General features: G+C 77.1%; 8 protein-coding genes. 5 read left to right on the top strand and 3 right to left on the bottom strand.

Annotated features, from left to right (window positions below):
• Window positions 1–6 precede the first annotated feature (6 nt).
• From EKG83_RS31640 to EKG83_RS31630, 3 genes are read left to right on the top strand one after another with little or no spacing between them, the layout of a single operon-like run.
• Window positions 7–7,629 carry a non-ribosomal peptide synthetase gene (locus EKG83_RS31640; protein ID WP_228122291.1) on the top strand — a complete coding sequence of 2,541 codons (7,623 nt, stop codon included), beginning with the start codon at window positions 7–9 and terminating at the stop codon, window positions 7,627–7,629.
• A complete protein-coding gene (locus EKG83_RS31635; protein WP_228122290.1) occupies window positions 7,626–13,022 on the top strand; it encodes a condensation domain-containing protein in 5,397 nt (1,798 codons plus the stop codon). The genes EKG83_RS31640 and EKG83_RS31635 overlap by 4 nt, the downstream gene beginning before the upstream one ends.
• Entirely contained in the window at window positions 13,019–13,996 is a 978-nt protein-coding gene (locus EKG83_RS31630; protein ID WP_033429271.1) for a beta-ketoacyl-[acyl-carrier-protein] synthase family protein, read from the top strand. Before EKG83_RS31635 ends, EKG83_RS31630 begins: the two co-directional genes overlap by 4 nt.
• A 4-nt stretch (window positions 13,997–14,000) precedes the next feature.
• Here EKG83_RS31630 and EKG83_RS31625 read toward each other — a convergent pair whose 3' ends face one another.
• The 3 genes from EKG83_RS31625 to EKG83_RS31615 are packed head-to-tail and all read right to left on the bottom strand — an operon-like array spanning window position 14,001 to window position 16,077.
• Complete coding sequence (locus EKG83_RS31625; RefSeq protein ID WP_051764991.1) at window positions 14,001–15,425, bottom strand: M20/M25/M40 family metallo-hydrolase; 1,425 nt, start codon at window positions 15,423–15,425, stop codon at window positions 14,001–14,003.
• A 44-nt stretch (window positions 15,426–15,469) separates the two neighbouring features.
• The gene (locus tag EKG83_RS31620; RefSeq protein ID WP_033429272.1) at window positions 15,470–15,829 is read right to left on the bottom strand and encodes a hypothetical protein; all 360 of its coding nucleotides are present in this window, start codon (window positions 15,827–15,829) and stop codon (window positions 15,470–15,472) included.
• Between the two features lie 59 nt (window positions 15,830–15,888).
• Window positions 15,889–16,077 carry a hypothetical protein gene (locus EKG83_RS31615; RefSeq protein ID WP_033429273.1) on the bottom strand — a complete coding sequence of 63 codons (189 nt, stop codon included), beginning with the start codon at window positions 16,075–16,077 and terminating at the stop codon, window positions 15,889–15,891.
• Window positions 16,078–16,228: 151 nt separating this feature from the next.
• Between EKG83_RS31615 and EKG83_RS31610 the strand changes: the two genes are divergently transcribed.
• Window positions 16,229–17,647: a cytochrome P450 gene (locus EKG83_RS31610; RefSeq protein ID WP_084716161.1), complete on the top strand. Its 1,419-nt coding sequence runs from the start codon at window positions 16,229–16,231 to the stop codon at window positions 17,645–17,647.
• Between the two features lie 2 nt (window positions 17,648–17,649).
• Window positions 17,650–18,900, top strand: coding sequence for a wax ester/triacylglycerol synthase domain-containing protein (locus EKG83_RS31605; RefSeq protein ID WP_051764993.1), 1,251 nt, complete (start codon window positions 17,650–17,652; stop codon window positions 18,898–18,900).
• Window positions 18,901–19,065 lie beyond the last annotated feature (165 nt).

Raw genomic sequence — 19,065 nt, 5'->3', positions numbered from 1 at the left:
GATTCATTGACCGGAAGCGTCCACGACCTCTTCGCGGCCCGGGTGCGCGCCGATCCCGACCTGACCGCCGTGGTGTCCGGCCCGCGCCGGCTGACCTTCCGGGAGCTGGCCGCCCGGGTCGACCGCGTGGCCGGGACCCTGGTGGCGCGCGGCGTGCGGCCGGAGGACCCGGTCGGCGTGCTCCCCGAACGCGACGCGGACGCGGTGGTGGCGCTGCTGGCGGTCCTGGCGGCGGGCGGCGCGGTGGTGCCGCTGGCCGCCGGACTGCCCGACGCCCGCCTGGCCGACCTGCTCGCCAACTCCGGCGCCGCGCTCGTGCTGACCCGCCGGGGCCTCGCGCACCGGCTGCCCGCCGACGGCGCCGTCCGGGTCGTCCCCGTCGAGGACGACCACCCGCCGCGCACCGCCGCCCTGCCCCGCACCACCCCCGACCACCTCGCCTACGTCCTGCACACCTCCGGCTCCACCGGCCGCCCGCACGGCGTCCTCGCCACCCACCGCGGCCTGCTGGCCCTGTACGCCCACCACGCCCGCGACCTGTTCGCCGCACCCCGCCGCCTCAAGGTCGCCCACACCGCGGGCCTGGGGTTCGACGCGATGTGGCTGCCGCTGCTGTGGATGCTGGCCGGCCACGAGCTGCACGTGGTCGACGACAACGCGCTGGCCGACCCCCGAACCCTCGTCGACCACCTCGCGACCGCCGGGATCGACGTGCTGGACGAGACCCCGTCGCGGCTGCGCGAACTGCTGCGCGCGGGGCTGCTCACGGGCACCCGCCGGCCGGGGATCGTGGTCACCGGGGGCGAGCCGGTCGACCCGGACCTGTGCAAGGCCCTGGTCGCCGCGGGTATCGCGGCGCACAACTCCTACGGCACCACCGAGGTCGCGGTGGAGAGCCTGCTGTGCCCGGTCGCCGAGACCGACCGCGCGGTGCTGGGCCGCCCGATCGCCGGTACCCGCGCGCACGTCCTGGACGCCGACCTGCGCCCGGCCGACGAGGGCGAGCTGTACCTCGCCGGTCCCGGGGTGGCCCGCGGCTACCTGGGCCGGCCCGGCGCGACCGCCGCGTCGTTCGTCGCCGACCCGCACGGCCCGCCGGGCAGCCGCATGTACCGCACCGGCGACCTGGTGCGCCGCCGCCCGGACGGCCTGCTCGACCACCTCGGCCGGGCCGGTGGGCACGTCAAGGTGCGCGGGGTCCGCGTCGACCCGGGCGAGGTCGAGGCCACCCTGCTGCGGCACCCGGCCGTGACCGGCGCGGCCGTGGTGCTCCGGGACGCCCGGCTCGTCGCCTACGCGGTGACCGACCGGCCGCCGGGGGAGCTGCGGTCGTTCCTGGCGGACCTGCTGCCCGCCCAGGCGGTGCCGTCGGTGGTGGTGCCGCTGACCTCGCTGCCGCTGACCCCCAACGGCAAGCTCGACCGCCGCGGCCTCCCGGCGCCGCCGCCCGCCGGACCGGGAGTCGCGCCGCGCACCCCGGCCGAGGAGCGGGTGGCCGCGGTGTGGCGGGAGGTGCTGGGCGTCGAGCGGGTCGGCGTGCTGGACGACTTCGTCGCGCTGGGTGGGGATTCCGTGCTGGCCATGCGGGTCGCGGCGGCGCTGGACCGGGACCTGCCCGCGCGGCGCGTGCTCGCGCTCGGCACCGTCGAGGCGCTGGCCGCGCACCTGGCCGACACTCCCGCCGGCCCCATCGAATCCCGCACCCCAACCCCGCCCAACACCGAGGCACCCCTGTCGTTCGCCCAAGAACGCCTGTGGTTCCTGGACGAGTTCTCACCCGGCGGCACCGAGTACACCACCACGGCCGGCTACCGCCTGCGCGGCAACCCCGACCGGAGCGCCCTGGCCACAGCGCTGACCCGCCTGGTCGCCCGGCACGAGCAACTGCGCACCACCTTCCGCACCTCCGGAGGCCGCGGCACCCAGGTGGTCGGCCCGCCCCACGAGGTCCGCCTCGAAACGGGCGACGAGAGCACCCTCGGCGAGTTCGTCACCCGGCCGTTCGACCTGCGCACCGGCCCGCTCCTGCGCGCCGCCCTGCTGTCGACCGCCGACCAGCGGGAGCACCTGCTGGTGCTGTGCCTGCACCACATCGTCACCGACGGCTGGTCGATGGGCGTGCTGGCCGAGGAACTGGGCACCTGCTACTCCGCCGCCGTGTGCGGGAGCGAGCCCGACCTCGCGCCGCTGCCCCTGCGCTACACCGACTTCGCCGCCCGGCAACGCGCCCGGCTGACCGGCGCGGTGCTGGACGCGCAGCTCGCGCACTGGGAGCGGCGGCTGGCCGGGGTGGCGGTCCTGGACCTGCCCGCCGACCGGCCGCGCCCGGCGGTGCGGACCGCGGCGGGCGCGACCCACCGCCGCACCGTGCCGCCCGCCGCGGCGGCGGGCCTGGCCGAGCTGGGCCGGTCGCGGGGCGCCACCCTCTTCACCACGCTCGTCGCGGTCACCCAGGCGTTCCTGGCCCGCACGACCGGGCAGCGCGACATCGCCGTGGGCACCGTCACCTCCGGCCGGGACCACCCCGACCTGGCCGGCCTCGTCGGGTTCTTCGTCAACACCGTGGTGGTCCGCACGCCGGTGGACCCCGGGCTGCCCTTCACCGACCTCCTCGACCGGGTCAGGGGCACCGTCCGCGACGCGCTCGACCACGACGAGGTCCCGTTCCACCGCCTGGTGGAGCTGCTGCGCCCCGAGCGCGACGCCGGGCGCCCGCCGCTGGTGCAGGTGGTCGTGGCGCTCCAGAACGCCCCCGCCCGGCCGCCCGCCCTGGCCGGGCTCGGGGTGACCGCGTTCGACCCGCCCCGCGACGCCGCGGCGTTCGACCTGGCGCTGGAGTTCACCTCCGACGACGACGGCCTGCACCTGGCCGCGGAGTACAGCACCGACCTGTTCGACGGGCGCACCGCCGCCCGGCTCGTCGACCGCCTGCTGGTCCTGCTGGCCGGCGTGGTCGACGACCCGCACCGGCCGCTGTCCCGGCTGCCGCTGCTCCCGCCCGACGAGCTGCGGCGCGTGCTGCACGACTGGCCCGCCGGCGCGCCGAGCCCCGACCGCACGGTCACCGGCCGGTTCGCCGAGCGCGTCGCGGAGCGGCCCGACGCGGTCGCGGTGACCTGCGACGGCGTGTCCCTGACCTACCGGGGGCTGGACGCCGCGGCGAACCGGCTGGCCCACCGGCTGCTGGCGCGCGGCGTGCGGCCGGAGGACCGGGTGGGCGTGTGCGCGCCGCGCGGCCTGCCCGCGATCGTCGCGCTGCTGGGCGTGCTCAAGGCGGGCGCCGCGTTCGTGCCGCTCGACCCCGGCTACCCGCCGACCAGGCTGGCCGACGTGGTCGCCGACTCCGGCACCGCGCTGGTGCTCGTGCCCGCCCACCTGCGCGACCGGCTGCCGGCGGGCGTGGAGGCCGTGGACCTGGACGACGTGAACCCGGACCAAGTGAGCCCGGACGACGCGGAGCACCCGGGCACCGCGCCCGCCGTCGCGATCACGCCCCGCACCGCCGCCTACGTCATGTTCACCTCCGGCTCCACCGGCCGCCCCAAGGGCGTGCTGGTCGAGCACCGGTCGATCGCCCGGCTCGCCGAGGGCGACCCGTTCCCGATCGGCCCGGACGACGTGGTGGCGCAGTGCTCCACGCTGTCGTTCGACGCCTCCACCTTCGAGATCTGGGCCGCCCTGCTGTCCGGGGCCCGGCTGGCGGTGTGCCCGGGTCCGCTGCTGTCGCCGGAGGACCTGCGCGGCTTCACCGCCGCGCACGGCGTCACCGTGCTGTGGCTGACCGCGGGCCTGTTCCACGAGATCGCCGCCGCCGACCCCGGCGCGTTCACCGGCCTGCGCCAGCTCGGCTGCGGCGGTGACGTGGTCTCGCCCGAGCACTGCGCCGCGGTGCTGCGGCACGCCCCGGACCTGCGGATCGTGGACGGCTACGGCCCCACCGAGAACACCACCTTCGCCTCCGCCCACGCGGTGCGCCCGACCGACCCGGCCGCCGCGTCCCTGCCGATCGGGCGGCCGGTCACCGGCACCCGGTGCTACGTGCTGGACGACGACCTGGGCCCGGTCCCCGTCGGCACGCCCGGCCACCTGCACGTCGGCGGCACCGGCCTGGCCCGCGGCTACCTCGGCCACCCCGGCCTGACCGCGGCGCGGTTCGTGGCCGACCCGTTCGGGCGCGGCACCCGGCTGTACCGGACCGGCGACCTGGTGCGCTGGACCCCCGAGGGGCTGCTGGAGTTCCTGGGCCGCTCCGACGACCAGGTCAAGATCCGCGGTTTCCGGGTGGAGCCGGGCGAGGTCGAGGCCGCGCTGCGCCGCCACCCGGACGTCACCGAGGCCGTCGTCGTGCCGCACGAGCACGTGCCCGGCCACAAGCAGCTCGTCGCCTACGTCGTCGCCCGCACCGGCACCGACCGGCTGCGCGCGTTCCTCGCCGACACCCTGCCCGCCCACCTGGTGCCCGGCGCGTTCGTGCCGCTGCCCGCGCTGCCGCTCGCGGTCAGCGGCAAGGTCGACCGCGGGGCCCTGCCGCCGCCCCGGCCGCGGTCCGCCCGGGCCCACGTGCCGCCGAGCGGGCCGCGCGAGGAGGTGCTGGCGCGGGTCTGGGCGGAGGTGCTGGGCGTCGAGCGGGTGGGCGCGGACGACAACTTCTTCGCCCTGGGCGGCGACTCCATCCTGAGCATCCAGGTGGTGTCCCGGGCCCGCGAGCTGGGCGTGTCGGTGACGCCCAAGGACCTGTTCCTGCACCAGACGGTCGCCGGGGTCGCCGCGCACGCCACCGAGGGGCGCGCGGTCCCGGTCGCGCGCGAACCCGGCACCGGGGACGTGCCGCTGACCCCGGTGCAGCACTGGTTCCTGGCCGGTTCGGCGGTACCGGAGCACTTCGCCCAGTGGGTGGAGGTCGACCTGGACCCGGACGTGGACGCCGATGCGCTGCGCGCCGCGGTCGAGGCGCTGCCCGCGCACCACGACCTGCTGCGCGCCCGGTTCCGGCTCGTCGACGGGCGGTGGCACCAGCACGTGCCCGAGGAGGTGGGCGAGGTCTTCGCGACCAGCGCCGAGCCCGTCGAGCGGTGCGTGGCCGGGCTGCGGACGCCACTGGCCGACGGCCCGCTGTTCCGGGCCGTCCTGTCGACCGCCGGGCCGCGGCCGGCGCTGGTGCTGCTGGCGCACCACCTGGTCGTGGACGGCGTGTCGTGGCGCATCCTGCTGGACGACCTGGCCACCGGCTACGCCCAGGCCGCGTCGGGCCGGGCGGTGGACCCGGGCCCGCGGACCACGTCGTTCCGCGAGTGGGCGCGGCGGCTGCGCGGGCACGCCGAGGCCGGCGGCTTCACCGCGGACCTGCCGTACTGGGAGGGCGCGGTGGCGCCCGGCGGGTTCGAGGGGCCGGAGCTGCCCGAGCACGTGGTGACCGCCCGACTGTCCGAACAGGACACCACGGCGCTGCTGCGCGGCGCGTCCTCGGCCTACCGCGCCGGGGCCGAGGACGTGCTGGTGGCGGCGGTGGGCCGGGTGCTGTCGCGGTGGCGCGGCATCGAGCGCGTGCCGCTGGAGCTGGAGGGCCACGGCCGGGAGGACCTGTTCGACGGGGTGGACCTGTCCCGCACGGTCGGCTGGTTCACCACCCTGTTCCCGTTCACCGCCGACCTGACCGGCGCCGACGACTGGGGCGCGGTGGTCAAGGCGGTCAAGGAGCAGCTGCGCCCGGCCCACCGGCACGGCCTGGGCCACGGCGCCCTGCGGTGGCTCACCACCACCCACCCGGCCGACCACCGGCCGCTGGCGCGGGTGAACTACCTGGGCCGGTTCGACGCCGCGTTCGACCGGGTGCCCGGCGGCATCCGGCTCGCCAAGCCGCCCACCACCCCGCCGCACCTGGACGTCACGGCCGCCGTCACCACCTCGGGCGAGCTGGAGTTCGAGTGGGTGCACGCGCCGGGCGCGCACCCCACCGCCGTGGTGGCGCGGCTCGCCGAGGAGGTGCTGGGCGCGCTGCGCGAGATCGCCGCGCACTGCGCCGCGCCCGGTGCGGGCGGTGCCACGCCGTCGGACTTCCCGCTGGCCCGGTTGAGCCAGGCGGAGCTGGACCGCGTCGCGGGCGACGGCCGGTCCGTCGAGGACGTGTACCCGCTGACCCCGGTGCAGGGCGGGATGCTGTTCCACAGCCTGTCCCGGCCCGGCGCGTACCTGGAGCAACTGCACCTGACCCTGCCCGACGCCGACCCGGACGACCTGGCGCGGGCGTGGCAGCGGGTGGTCGACGCGATCCCGGCGCTGCGCACCGGCGTGGTCTGGGAGGGGGTGCGCGAGCCGGTGCAGGTCGTGCGCCGGTCCGCGCCGCTCCCGATCACCCGCCACGACTGGCGCGGTGCGGCGGACGAGGGGCGGTGGCGGCGGCTGCTGGCCGAGGACCGTGCGGCCGGGCTGGACCTGTCGGGGGAGTCGCTGGGCCGGGTGGCGCTCGTGCGCACCGGGGAGCGGGAGGTCCGCGTGCTGTGGACCTTCCACCACCTGCTGCTCGACGGCTGGAGCGCGTTCCAGGTGCTGTCGGAGGTCCTGGGCACCCCCCGGGCGCGGCGGCCGTTCCGCGACCACGTGGCCCGGGTGCTCGCCCTGGACCCGGGCCGGGAGCGCTGGCGCGCCGCGCTCGCCGGGTTCCCCGGCCCCACGCCGCTGCCCTGGGACCGGCCGCCGGACCGGGCGCACCTGGCGTGCTCGTCCGCGGTGCGCGAGGTCGTGCTGACCGCCGGCGACTCCGCGCGCGTGCGGGGGTTCGCCCGGCGCAACCGGCTGACGCTCGGCACGGTCGTGCAGGGCGCGTGGGCGCTGCTGCTCGCCCGCCACGCCGGCACCCGGGACGTGTGCTTCGGCCTGGTGGTGTCCGGGCGGACCCCGGACCTGCCCGGCGCCGACACCGTGGTGGGGATGCTGGTCAACACCGTGCCGGTGCGGCTGGAGGTCGACCCGTCGGACGTGCCCGGCTGGCTGGCCCGCGTGCAGGCCGCCGGCCGACCGCCCGAGCACGCGGCGCTGACCGACATCCGCCGGTGGGCGGGCCTGCCCGCCGGGACGCGGCTGTTCGACAGCGTGGTGGCGGTGGAGAACTACCCGCTGGAGCACGACGCGCCGGTCGAGGTGGAGGCGGTGGAGAACACCAACTACCCGCTGCACCTGGTGGTGCGCGACGCCGAACCCCTGGCGGTCCAACTCGGCTACGACCCCGACCTGTTCGACCCGGCCACCGCGGCCCGGCTCGCCGGGGAGCTGGCGGCGCTGCTGGTGGAACCGGCGGCCGGGGACGGGCCGCCGGCGGAAACCCGTGCCGCGCCCCCGCCGCCCGCCGCCGGTCCGGCGGAGTTCGTGCCGCCGACCACGCCCGGCGAGCGCGCGGTGGCCCTGGCGTGGGGCGAGGTGCTGCCCGCGGCCCGGATCGGGTGCGCGGACGACTTCTTCGCCCTGGGCGGGGACTCGCTGCTCGCCGTCGGGGTCGCGGCCCGGCTCGGACCGGTGTTCGGGCGCGCCGTGGCACCCCGGCTCCTGTTCGACCACCCGACGGTCGGCGCGCTGGCCGCGGCGCTCGGGCCCACCGCCGCCGAGGACGCCGAGGCGCGGGACTACCAGCTGTGACGACGCGGGACCTGACGACGGGAGAAGCGGTGCGGGACGAGGACATCGCCATCACCGGGGTGGCCGCGCTGCTGCCCGGCCTCGACAACCCGGCCGACCTGGACGGCCTGCACCGGCTGCTGGCCGAGGGCGCCGACCTGGTCGGACCGCCGTCGCCCAGCCGGGTCCGGCACACCGGCGGCCGGCCCGGCGCGCCCTACCTGCCCATGGCCTACCTGGACCGGATCGACCTGTTCGACCACCGGTTCTTCGGCATCCCGCTGCGCGAGGCCGAGATGATGGACCCGCACCACCGGCTGCTGCTCCAGCTCGCGCACCAGGCCGTCGAGGACGCCTGCCTGGCGCCGGGTTCGCTGCGCGGGTCGCGCACCGCGGTCGTGCTCGGCCACTCGCAGTCCGACTACGAGACCCTGTACCGGGGCGAGGACCCGCACCAGACGCTCGGCGCGCTGTCCGCGTCGTCGGCGGCGCGGATCTCCCACCACCTCGACCTCACCGGGCCCGCCTACGTCGTCGACACCGCGTGCAGCAGCGCCCTGACCGCGCTGGCGGCTGCGGTGCACGAGCTGCGCCGGGGCACCGCCGACCTGGCGCTGGCGGGCGGGGTCAGCGTGCGGCCGGTGCTGTTCACCCGGCAGGAGCACACGCCGGTGCGCGGCGTGGAGTCCACCGACGACCGGTGCCGCCCGTTCGACCACCGGGCCACCGGCGCGATGGCGGGCGAGGGCGGCGCGGTGGTGCTGCTGCGCCGGCTGCGCGACGCGGTCGCGGCGGGCGACCGGGTGCTCGCGGTGGTCAAGGGCGTCGCGGTCAACCACAACGGGCGCCGGACGGTCGGCCTGAGCGCGCCGAGCCGGGACGCGCAGACCGAGGTGGTGACGGGTGCGTGGCGCGACGCCGGGGTCGACCCGGCGACCGTGGCCTACGTCGAGTGCCACGGCTCGGCCACGCCGCTGGGCGACGTGATCGAGGTGGACGCGCTGCGGCAGGCGTTCGCCGGTGCCGGGGTGGGCGCGCCGGGCTGCGCCATCGGGTCGGTCAAGGGCAACCTCGGCCACCTCGACGGCGCCGCCGGCATGGCCGGCCTGCTCAAGGCGCTGCTGTCGGTGCGGCGCGGCGAGCTGTACCCCACGGCGCACTTCGAGGCGCCCAACCCGATGCTCGACCTGTCCGGGCCGGTGCACGTCAACCCCGGGCACCGGCCGTGGCCGGAGCGCGACGGCGTGCCGCGCCGGGCGGGCGTGAGCGCGCTGGGCATGACCGGCACCAACGTGCACGCGGTGCTGGAGCAGCCGCCCGAGCCGGAACCGGTGTCCGGAGCGGAACCGGTGTCCGACGTGGAGCTGGTGACCGTGTCGGCCAGGTCGGCCACCGCGTTCCGGGCGTACTGCGACCGGCTCGCCGACTTCGTCGAGCGCACCGGGCACGGCCCGCGGACCGTGGGGCACGCGATGAACCGGGGGCGCGACGACCACCCGTTCCGCGGCGCGTTCGCCGTGGGCGGCGCGGAGGAGCTGGTGGAGGCGCTGCGGTCGGCCGTCCCGCCGGAGCGCGCCGCGCCCGACGACCGGCCGGTCGTGGTGCTGCTGTCGGGCGACGGCGTGCCCGGCGACGAGGAGTGGGCCGCGCTGGCCGCCGCGTTCCCCGTGCCGGCGGGCGTGGTGCTGCCCGGGGCGCCCGCGGCCCGGCTGGTGGTGGCGCAGACCGCGCTGCTGGACCTGGCGCGGTCCCTGGGCGTGCGGGACGCGCACCTGGTCGGCTCGGGCGCGGGCAACCTCGCGGTGCGCGTGGCCCGCGGGCAGCTGTCCATCGAGGACGCGCTGGCCGAGGCCGGGGACGCGGGGCTGAGCGCCGAGGTGGACCGCACCCGGCTGGCGCGGGTGGTGGAGCGGTTCGCCGCGGACGGGGCCGTGCTGGTCGACCTGGGCGGCACCGGGGTGCTCACCCGGGAGGCCCGCCGGCTGCGGCCGGACCTGCCGTGCGTCGAGCTGTTCGCGGTGCCGGGGCGGCGGGGCGTGCTGCGGCAGCTCGGGGCGCTGTACCGGCTCGGCGCGCGGATCGACTGGGACGCGCACTACGCCGGCGCCGACATCCCGCGCATCGGGGCGCCGACCTACCCGTTCGAGCCCGTCCGCTGCTGGTGCCGCCCGCTCGACGAGGTCGCGGGACCCCGGCCGCGGCCGGTCCCGGAGCGCCCGCGCCCCGCGACCGGCACCGGGCCGGAGGAGCGGGTGGTGCAGGTGTGGCGGGAGGTCCTGGGCGAGGAGGGGGTGACCCCGGACTCGGACTACTTCGCGCTCGGCGGCACGTCCATCGCCGGGATCAGCGTGCTCCGCGCGCTGGAGCGGGACTTCGGCGTGCGGCTGGCGTTCGCCGACCTCTACGCCCACCCGACCGCCCGTGGCCTGGCCGCGCGGGTGGCCGAGCTGCGGGAGGCGGGGACGACGGCCGCGCCCGAGGCCGTGACGGCGGTGCCGCGCGGCGGCGCGCTGCCGGTGTCGTTCGGGCAGGAGCAGCTCTGGTACCTCGACCGGCTCGACCCCGGCACGCCGCTCTACAACATCCCGCACGACCTGCGCCTGACCGGCCCGCTCGACCAGGCCGCCCTGCTCGCCGCGGTGCGCGGGGTGCTGGAGCGGCACGAGGTGCTGCGCACCCGCATCGAGGCCGACGACGACGGCGTGCCGCGGGCGTACGTGCGGGACGGGGAACCGGAGGTCGTCGTGCACGACCTGCGCGCGCTGCCGGAACCCGAGCGGCACCGCGAGGCGCGGCGGCTGGTCGACGAGGCGGCGGTGCGGCCGTTCGACCTGGCGACCGGCCCGCTGGTGCGGACCGCGCTGCTGCGCCTGGCCGACGAGGACCACGTGCTGCTGTGGACCTACCACCACATCGTCTTCGACGGCTGGTCGCCCACGGTGTTCTTCCGCGACTTCACCGAGCTGTACCGGGCCGCGCTCGCCGGACGACCGGCCCGGTTGCCCGAGCTGCCCGCCCAGTACGCCGACTTCGCCGACCTCCAGCGCCGCCGGTTCGCCGACGGCGGGTTGGCCGAGGGGCTGCGGTTCTGGCGGTCGGCGCTGGCGGACCTGCGGACGCCGGAGCTGCCGCTGGACCGGCCCCGGCCGGCCGTGCGCGCGACCGGCGGCGGGATGGTGGAGTTCGAGGTGGCCGAGACCGACGCGGAGGCGGTGCGGGCGCTGGCCCGCCGGCTGGGCGTCACCGCGTTCGTCGCCATGCTCGCGGTGGTCGACGCCCTGCTGCACCGCTGGGGGCGGCTCACCGACGTGGTGGTGGGCGTGGCCACGTCCGGGCGCGTCGACCCGGCCACCCACGACCTGATCGGCTACTTCAACAACGTGCTGCCCTTCCGCACGGCGGTGGGCGGCGACCTGCGGTTCACCGACCTCGTCCGGCGCTGCGCGCGCACCGTCGCGGACGTGCTCGACCACGAGGAGGTGCCGCTGGAGAAGGTCGTCGCCGAGGTCCTGGGGCGCCGCGAACCGGGGCGGCACCCGCTGTTCGACGTGGTCTACACCTACCAGAACGTGCCGCAGGCGACCGCCGAGCTGGCCGGCCTGCCGTGCACGCGCTACCTGGACGGCGCGATCGCGGGCATCGCGCCGGGCACCGCCAAGTTCGACCTGACCTTCGGCGTGGTCGACCAGGGCGCGGGGCCGATGAGCGGTTACGTGGAGTACGCCGGGGCGCTCTACGACCGGGAGACCGCGCAACGGCTGGCGTCGTGGCTGCCGGCCGTGGTGGCGCGCGTGGTGGCCGACCCCGACGTGCGGCTGGACCGGCTGCCACCCGAGCGGGAGGACGAGGGGATGCACGTGGTCGACGGCGGGGCGGGGCGGGCCGTGGAGGTGCTGACCGCGATCTGCGCCGACCTGCTCGGCGCGGGGTCGGTGTCACCGGAGGACAACTTCTTCGCGCTGGGCGGGGATTCGGTGCTCGGCGTGCGGGTGGCGGCGCGGGCGGCGAAGGCGGGCGTGCACATCACGCCCCAGCAGTTGTTGCAGCACCCGACGGTGGGGGAGTTGGCGGCGGCGGCCGTGGTGGACGGGGTGCCGGTGCCGGCTGTCGTGACTCCGGCCGCCGCTCCGGTCGCCGCTCCGGTCGCCGCTCCGGTTGTTCCGCAGCGGGACGACCGGCCGATCCCGCTGACGCCGATCATGCGGGCCTTCCTGGAGCACGTGCCCGACCGGCGCGGTGACTTCGTGGAGGTGCACGTGCTGGAGCTGACGTCCCCCGACGTCACCGCCGACGTGGCGCGCACCGCTGTGCGGCACCTGGTCGCGCGCCACGAGCCGCTGCGCTACCGGTTCCGGCGCAACGCCGTGGGCACGCGGGCCGAGTGCGCCCCGGACGCGGAGGTGCCGTTCGACGTGGTGTTCCTCCCGCCCGGCGACGAGCGCGAGGTGGTCAAGGCCGACTGCCGCGAGCTGAAGGACGACCTCGACCTGGAACGCGGCCCGCTGGCCCGGGTGCGCTACTACGAGCGCGGCCACCGGCGCGGCGGGCTGCTCGTGCTGCTGGTGCACCACTTCGTGTTCGACAACATGTCCACCGTGGTGCTGATGGACGACCTCGACGCGCTGCTCACCGAGGTGGCGGCCGGTCGTGCCGCGACGCCGGCGCCGGCGCCCGCCGGGTGGCGGGAGTGGGCGTGGCACCTGCACGACCTGGCCGACTCCGACGAGGTGGCCTCGGAACTGGCGTACTGGACGGCCGTCCTGCGCGAGGGCGGCACCCACGGGATGCGGAAGGGCTCCGGTGAGGGGTTGGCCGGCCGCTCGGTGGGGGCGGTCGCGGTCCCGTCGGTGTCGGGGCGCGAGGTCGCGCTGTGCGCGGTGGCGCTGGGGGTGGCCCGGTGGAGCGGCGCGGAGGGCGCCTACCTCACCGTGGAGGGCGAGGCGACGCCGAACCCGTACCGGCGGGCCGGGCGGGGGCCGTCGATCGGGTGGTTCACCAGCCTGCACCCGGTCGCGCTGCCGGTGGCCGAGGACGCGCCCGCGACGCTGCCGCTGGTGGTCGACCGCGCCAGGTCCGTGCCGAACGACGGCGTCGGGTACGGCGTGCTGCGGCACCTGTCGCCGCACGGGCCCGCGGTGGCGCGGCTGCGCGCGTTGCCGGAGCCGCGGGCGCTGCTGGTGCACGTGCCCGGTGACGTGGCCGCGTTCGACTCCGGCGTGGGCCTGCTGCGCACGCGCTGGGACCTGTCGGTGAACCTGAAGCGCGCCATGACGTCGTGGTTCCCGCTGATCATCGCCGTGTCGGAGCGGGCGGGCGAGGTGCGCCTGGAGATCAACAGCCTGGCCGACCACGGGCAGTCCGACGTGGAGGCCCTGGCGGACGGGATCGCCGCGGCCTACGGCGAGCTGCGGTGATCGCGCTCGTGGCGTCGGGCTGGTGCCCGGGCGAACCGGTCCCGGTCGAGCGGCTGCCGGAGTGGGCGGGGCTGGCCGACGCCGAGCGGGCCACCTGCTCGGCGCTGGGCATCGGGAGCGTGGCGGTGGCCGGTGCCGGCGCCACCGACCTGGCCGCCGTCGCGGCCCGCCGGGCCCTGGCCCGCGCCTCGATGTCGGCGACCGACGTGGACGTGGTGATCACCGTGGAGCCGAGGGCGCCGGAGACGCTGGTCAGCTCCGACGCGACCCGGCTCCAGGCGGCCCTGGGCGCGCACCGGGCCGCGGCCTTCTCCGTGGGCGGCCTGGGCTGCGCGTCGCTGGCGCCCGCCCTGCTGACCGCGGCGGGGCTGCTGCGCACCCCGGACGTGCGAACCGTGCTCGTCGCCCACGGCAGCAAACCCGCCACCTCGCGCCGCTACCGCCACCCGGTGACCGTGAACGGCGACGGCGGGGGAGCGCTGCTGCTCGCCAGGACGGGTGAGGTGCGCATCCGCGACGTGCTCCTGGAGACCAACGGCGACTACGCGGACCTGTTCCGGGTGCCCTACCGCGACCGCCCGTTCGACGAGTGGCGCGAGGAGTGCACCGACCCCCTGGCCTACTCGTTCCGCCTGGCCGTGGAGACCCGCAACCGCCTGCGCGCCCTGACCGACCGCCTCCTGTCCCGCAACGGCCTGACCGCCGCGGAGGTGACGTGCTACGTGGGGCAGAACCTGTCGCTGCCCTCGCACCGCAACTACGCCGAGGTCCTGGGCACCCCGCTGGCGCCCGCGTGCGAGGCGAACCTGACCCGCTACGGCCACCTGGGGCCCAACGACACCTTCTTCAACCTCGACACCGCGGCCGTTCCCCCGGGCAGCCGCGTGGTCCTGCTGGACACGAGCCCCGTTGCCGCGTGGAGCGCGGTGCTGGTGGAGGTCGGGGTGGGGGAGGAGGGGACGCACCTGTTGTAGTGGCTCACCCGGGGTCGGCCAGTCGCGGCCACAGGCGGGCCAGGGTGGTGGCGCCCGCCAGCAGCACGTCGACCGACACCCGCTCGTCGCTGTCGTGCCACCGGTCCTCGGGCAGCCCGGTGCCGAAGAACACGACCGGTGCGCCCAACGCCTCGGCCAGCAGCGCGGCCGGTCCCCCGCCCGCGTTGCCCATCCGCCCCACGGGCGCGCCGAAACCCTCCCGCATCGCGGCCGCGAGGGCGTCCAGCGCCGGCAGGTCGTCCGGCGTGCGGTACGGCTCCTGCGTGATCTCCGCGACGGTCAGCTCGTAGTCGACGTGGTCGCCGATGTTCCGCGCCACCCAGCGCCGCAGCTGCTCGACCACGTCGGCGGCCTTCTGGTCGGGCACCGTGCGGATGCTCAGGTCCGCGGCGGCCACCGCGGGGATCGCGCCCCTCGGCGGTCCGATCGGGTCGCCCGCGATGAGGGAGAGCACTTCGAGCGTCGGCCTGGTCCACAACCGCTCCAGGGCCGTGTACCCGGCCTCGCCGCCGATGGCGCGGGTCTCCGACCTGGCCAGCCAGTCCTCCTCGCTGAACGGCAGCGCGGCCAGGTCCGCGCGGGTGCGCGCGGAGGGCTCGACCACGTCGTCGTAGAAACCCGGCAGCGTGACGCGGCCCTCGTCGTCGTGCAGCGCGGCCACCAGCCGGCACAGCTCCTCGACCGGGTTGGGCGCCGGGCCGGACACCGCGCCGCTGTGCACGTCGCGCAGCGGGCCCAGGACCTCCAGGCGCGCGTTGATCCCGCCGCGCACGCTGGTGCAGACCGCGGGGTGGTCGGCCCGCCACAGCAGGGTGTCGGAGAAGACGACGAGGTCGGCGCCGAGCCGGTCGCGGTGCTCCTCGACCAGCCGGGCCAGGTTCGGCGACGCCGTCTCCTCCTCGCCCTCGACCAGGAACCTCAGGTTCACCGCGGGTGCCGCGCGCCCGGTGACGGCCAGGTGCGCCCGGATGCCCCACACGTGGGCCATGACCTGGCCCTTGGCGTCGGAGGCACCCCGCCCGTACAGCCGGCCGTCGCGCAGCACCGGTTCGAACGGCGCGGTCTCCTCCCACTGCCCGTCCTTGGCCGCGCGCACGTCGTGGTGGCTGTAGACCAGGACCGTCGGCGCGCCCGGCGCCCCGCACCACTCCGCGTAGACCGCGGGCCCGCCCTCGGTGGTCCACACCTCGACGGTGGGGAAGCCGGTCCCGCGCAGCGTGCCGGCCAGCCAGTTCGCCGACCGCAGCAGGTCGACCTCGTGCTCGGGCACCCCGGCGACCGAGCGCAGGCGCACCCACTCGGCCAGTTCCTCGACGAGCCGGTCGCGCTGCCCGTCCAGGTAGCCGCGCACCCGGTCCGCGTCCGCGTTCTGCTGTGCCCCGGCCACACCGCCCCTTCCGCCGGTCATCCGACTACCCCGTCGCGACCGGGCCAATCGCGGTCACCGCGAATTCACGGCGTGTTGGCCAGGGCGATCACGGTCTGCTCCGGCAGGTAGGAGGAGAGGGCGCAGGTGACGCCGTCCGGGGTGGTCCACACCAGGCGGGGTCCGTTGCAGCGCATCTTGCCCTGTTGGCGCGTGTTGTCCGTGACGTCGGTGATGCTGTACTCGAACTCCGACCGGCCCCGGACCCACGTGGCGGGCGCGCTGCCCACCGCCCCCGTTCTCGGGCCGAACGGCTGGAACAGCGCGCTCTCCGGTGGTGCCCGCGGCGCGTCCGCCGGCGGGCGCCAGCCCGTGTGCTCGCGGATCTCCTCCGCCCAGGACAGCCGCGAGCCGCTGGAGCCTCCCTCGCAGAACGCCGTGTCCACGCCGGGGCCGGTCCAGGGCCCGGCCGAGGGCGCGCAGCTCGTCGCGCAGGTCCCCGCCGTCAGACACGCCCGTCCGCCTCCCCGCCCAGCACCTGCGCGGTCTCCTCCTCGGACAGGTCCGGCAGGTACCCGTGGCGGTCGGCGGGCGGCTCGACCGGCTCACCGCGCTCCCGCGCGACCAGCCTGCCCACCACCGCGAGCCGCCGGGTGGTGGTCGCGCACCAACGCCGCGAACGCGTCGAGGTCACCCGCTTTCACGCGGGCCACCAGGTACTGCTCGTCCGTGACGCCCCCCTTGCCACCCGACCGGTTCCACCGAGATTCACACGAACGAGTCAACCAGGGGGCGAATGCGCCCATCGGCGGCCGGGGATGGGCCGATCGGAGGAGGATGGAGCCATGGTGGCCACCGATGCGCGGCCCGGCGCGGGGTTCAGGCGCGCCCTCGGCCGCGTCCGGGAGGCGGCGGCGGTGCCGGGGCCCTTCCCGCCGGCCCCGGCGGGCAGCGGGCTCAAGACCGTGCCGGGTGACGCCGGGTGGCCCGTGCTCGGGCACACCCTGGCCAGCGTGCGCGACCCCCTGGCGTGGGGGCGGTCCCGGCTCGCGCGCCACGGCCCGGTGAGCTGGTCGTGCGGGTTCGGGCGGCGCCTGGTGTCGCTGGTGGGGCCGGAGGCCGCCGAGGTGGTGCTGCGCAACCGGGACCGGGCGTTCGCGGCCGGGCCGGCGTGGGACTACTTCCTGGGCCCGTTCTTCCGCGGCGGGCTGCTGTCGCTGGACTTCGAGGAGCACCTGCGGCAGCGGCGGATCGTGCAGCAGGCGTTCACCCCGGCCCGCCTGCGCGGCTACCTGGACCAGGTCAACCGCACCGTGGCCGAGGGCCTGGACCGGTGGCGGCCGGCACCGCGGTTCCCCGTGGCGCCCGCGGTGAAGCGGCTGACGCTGGACCTGGCGGCCCGGGTGCTGCTGGGCGCGCGGCTCGGGCGCGAGGCCGAGGCGGTCACCCGGGCGTTCAGCGCGATGACCAGGGCCGTGACGTCCTTCGTGCGCGTCGGCGTGCCGGGCACGCCGTGGGCCCGCGGCCTGGCCGGGCGCCGGGTGCTGGAGCGGTTCTGCGCGGAGCGGCTGCCCGCCAAGCGGGCGGGCGGCGACGAGGACCTGTTCGGCATGCTGTGCCACGCCCGCGCCGACGACGGCGACCGGTTCACCGACACCCAGGTCGTCGACCACGTCATCGGCATGCTGCTGGCCGCGCACGACACCACCACGGTGGCGCTGAACTGCGTGCTCTACCAGCTCGCCAAGCACCCCGACTGGCAGGAGCGGGTCCGCGCGGAGTCGCGGTCGCTGGGCCGGCCGCTCGTCGCGTGGGACGACCTCGGGGCCCTGGTCTCGGCGGAGCTGGTGGAGAAGGAGGCGATGCGCCTGGTCGCGCCCGTGCCCGTCTACCCGCGCTGGACGGTCAGGGACACCGACGTGCTCGGCCACCACCTGCCCCGGGGCACCCTGGTGGTGCTGACCCCGCACGTCACCCACCACCTGGCCGACCGCTGGCCCGACCCCGAGCGGTTCGACCCGGAGCGCTTCGCCGGGCACCGCCGCGAGGACCGGGTGCACCGCTACGCGTGGCTGCCGTTCGGCGGCGGCGCGCACAAGTGCGCCGGCGCCCAGTTCGCCGACATGAACGTCAAGGCGCTGCTGCACCAACTGCTGCTGCGGTTCCGGATCGGCGTCGCGCCCGACTACGAGACCCGGTTCGACTTCTCCGCGCTGCCCACCCCGGTGGACGGCCTGCCGGTCCGGCTCGAACGGCTGCCCTGACCGTGCCGCCCGCACGCGTCCCGCTGGGCGTGCTCGACCGGGTGCTGCTGCGCGAGGCGGCGCGGGCCCCGCACGAGTCGTACCTGCACATCGGCGGCGCGGTGGTGCTGACGGGCACCCCGCCGACGGCGGCCGAGCTGGGCGGGCTGGTCACCGCGGCGGTGCGGCGCGTGCCGGTGCTGACCTACCGCCTGGGCGGGCGGTGGCCGCGGGCCTGGTGGGAGCCGGACCCCGGGTTCGACCCGGCCGAGCACGTCGAGGTCGTCGACGCCGAGCCCGGCGAGGACGCGCACCGGGCGGTCACCAGGGCGGTCGCCACCCGGCCGCTCCGCCGCGACCGCCCGCTGTGGGGCCTGCTGCTGGTGCGCGGCTGCGCGGACGGGTACGCCCTCTGCTACCGCGCGCACCACGCGTTCCAGGACGGGGTCGCGGCCGGCCGGACCGCCGCCGCGCTGCTGGGCGCGTCCCGCCTGCCCGCACCGCGTCCCGTCGAGCCCGGACCGCCGGTCGCGGCGGTCACCAAGGGGGTGCCCGACCTGCTGCGGCTGGCGCGCCGGGCCGGTCGGCTGCCCGAGCAGCCCACCGGTCCCCGCGACCCGCACCTGGTCCGGTTGGACGCCGACCTGTTCGGTGGTGCGGGCGCCACGGTTTTCCAGGTCGTGCTGGCCGCGCTCGCCACTGCGCTGCACGACTGGGGGCCGGGGCCGGGGCCGGGGCCGGTGCCGCGTCGCGGGCTGGGTGCGGTGGTGCCGGTGAGCGTTCACCCGGCCGGGTCCTGCCTGGGCAACCGCGTGGTGCTCATCCCCGTCGACCTGCCCGCCGCCGAACCGGCGGCCTGCCTGGCGCGGGTGGTGGCGCAGACCCGGCTGCCGCGGCTGGCCCGGTGCCGCGCGGCCCGGGGCCTGGTCGACCGGATGCCGCTGTGGACGGCCCGGCTGGTCGCCGCGGTGCTGCGCTGGGCGTGGCGGGGGAGGATCGCCGTCACCGCGGTCCGGGCGGGCGCGGCGCTGCCCGGCGAGGTCTTCCCGGTGCCGCCGATGGTCCCCCCGCTCGGTGGCCTGGTCGCGGTGGTGCACGGCGGGTCCGGGGTGGTGGTGTCGCTGGAGTTCCCGGGGCGGCGGGACGTCGACGAGCTGGGGCGGCTGCTCCACCGCGCGGTGGTCGACCTCGGTCGGCTCGACCCCGGTCGGGCCGACACCAGCCGGTTCGACCTCGGTCGGCCGGCCGGGCCTGGCGGGTCCGCGGCTCGGTGAGCAGGCGCGTCCGGCGGGCCGGGTCGGCCGGACAAGCGTCGCAAGCCGCCCGGCCCGGCGCCGCAATCGGGTCGTCCACCCGGCTCGTGCCGATGGGTGCGTCGCGCGACCACCGGGGCTGACCGGGAAGACCGGGACCGGCGGACGGGCGTCCGCACCCCCTCA

Origin of the sequence: Saccharothrix syringae, from assembly GCF_009498035.1 — a bacterium.
Taxonomy (GTDB): domain Bacteria; phylum Actinomycetota; class Actinomycetes; order Mycobacteriales; family Pseudonocardiaceae; genus Actinosynnema; species Actinosynnema syringae.
This window is presented reverse-complemented; position numbering and strand designations above follow the sequence as displayed.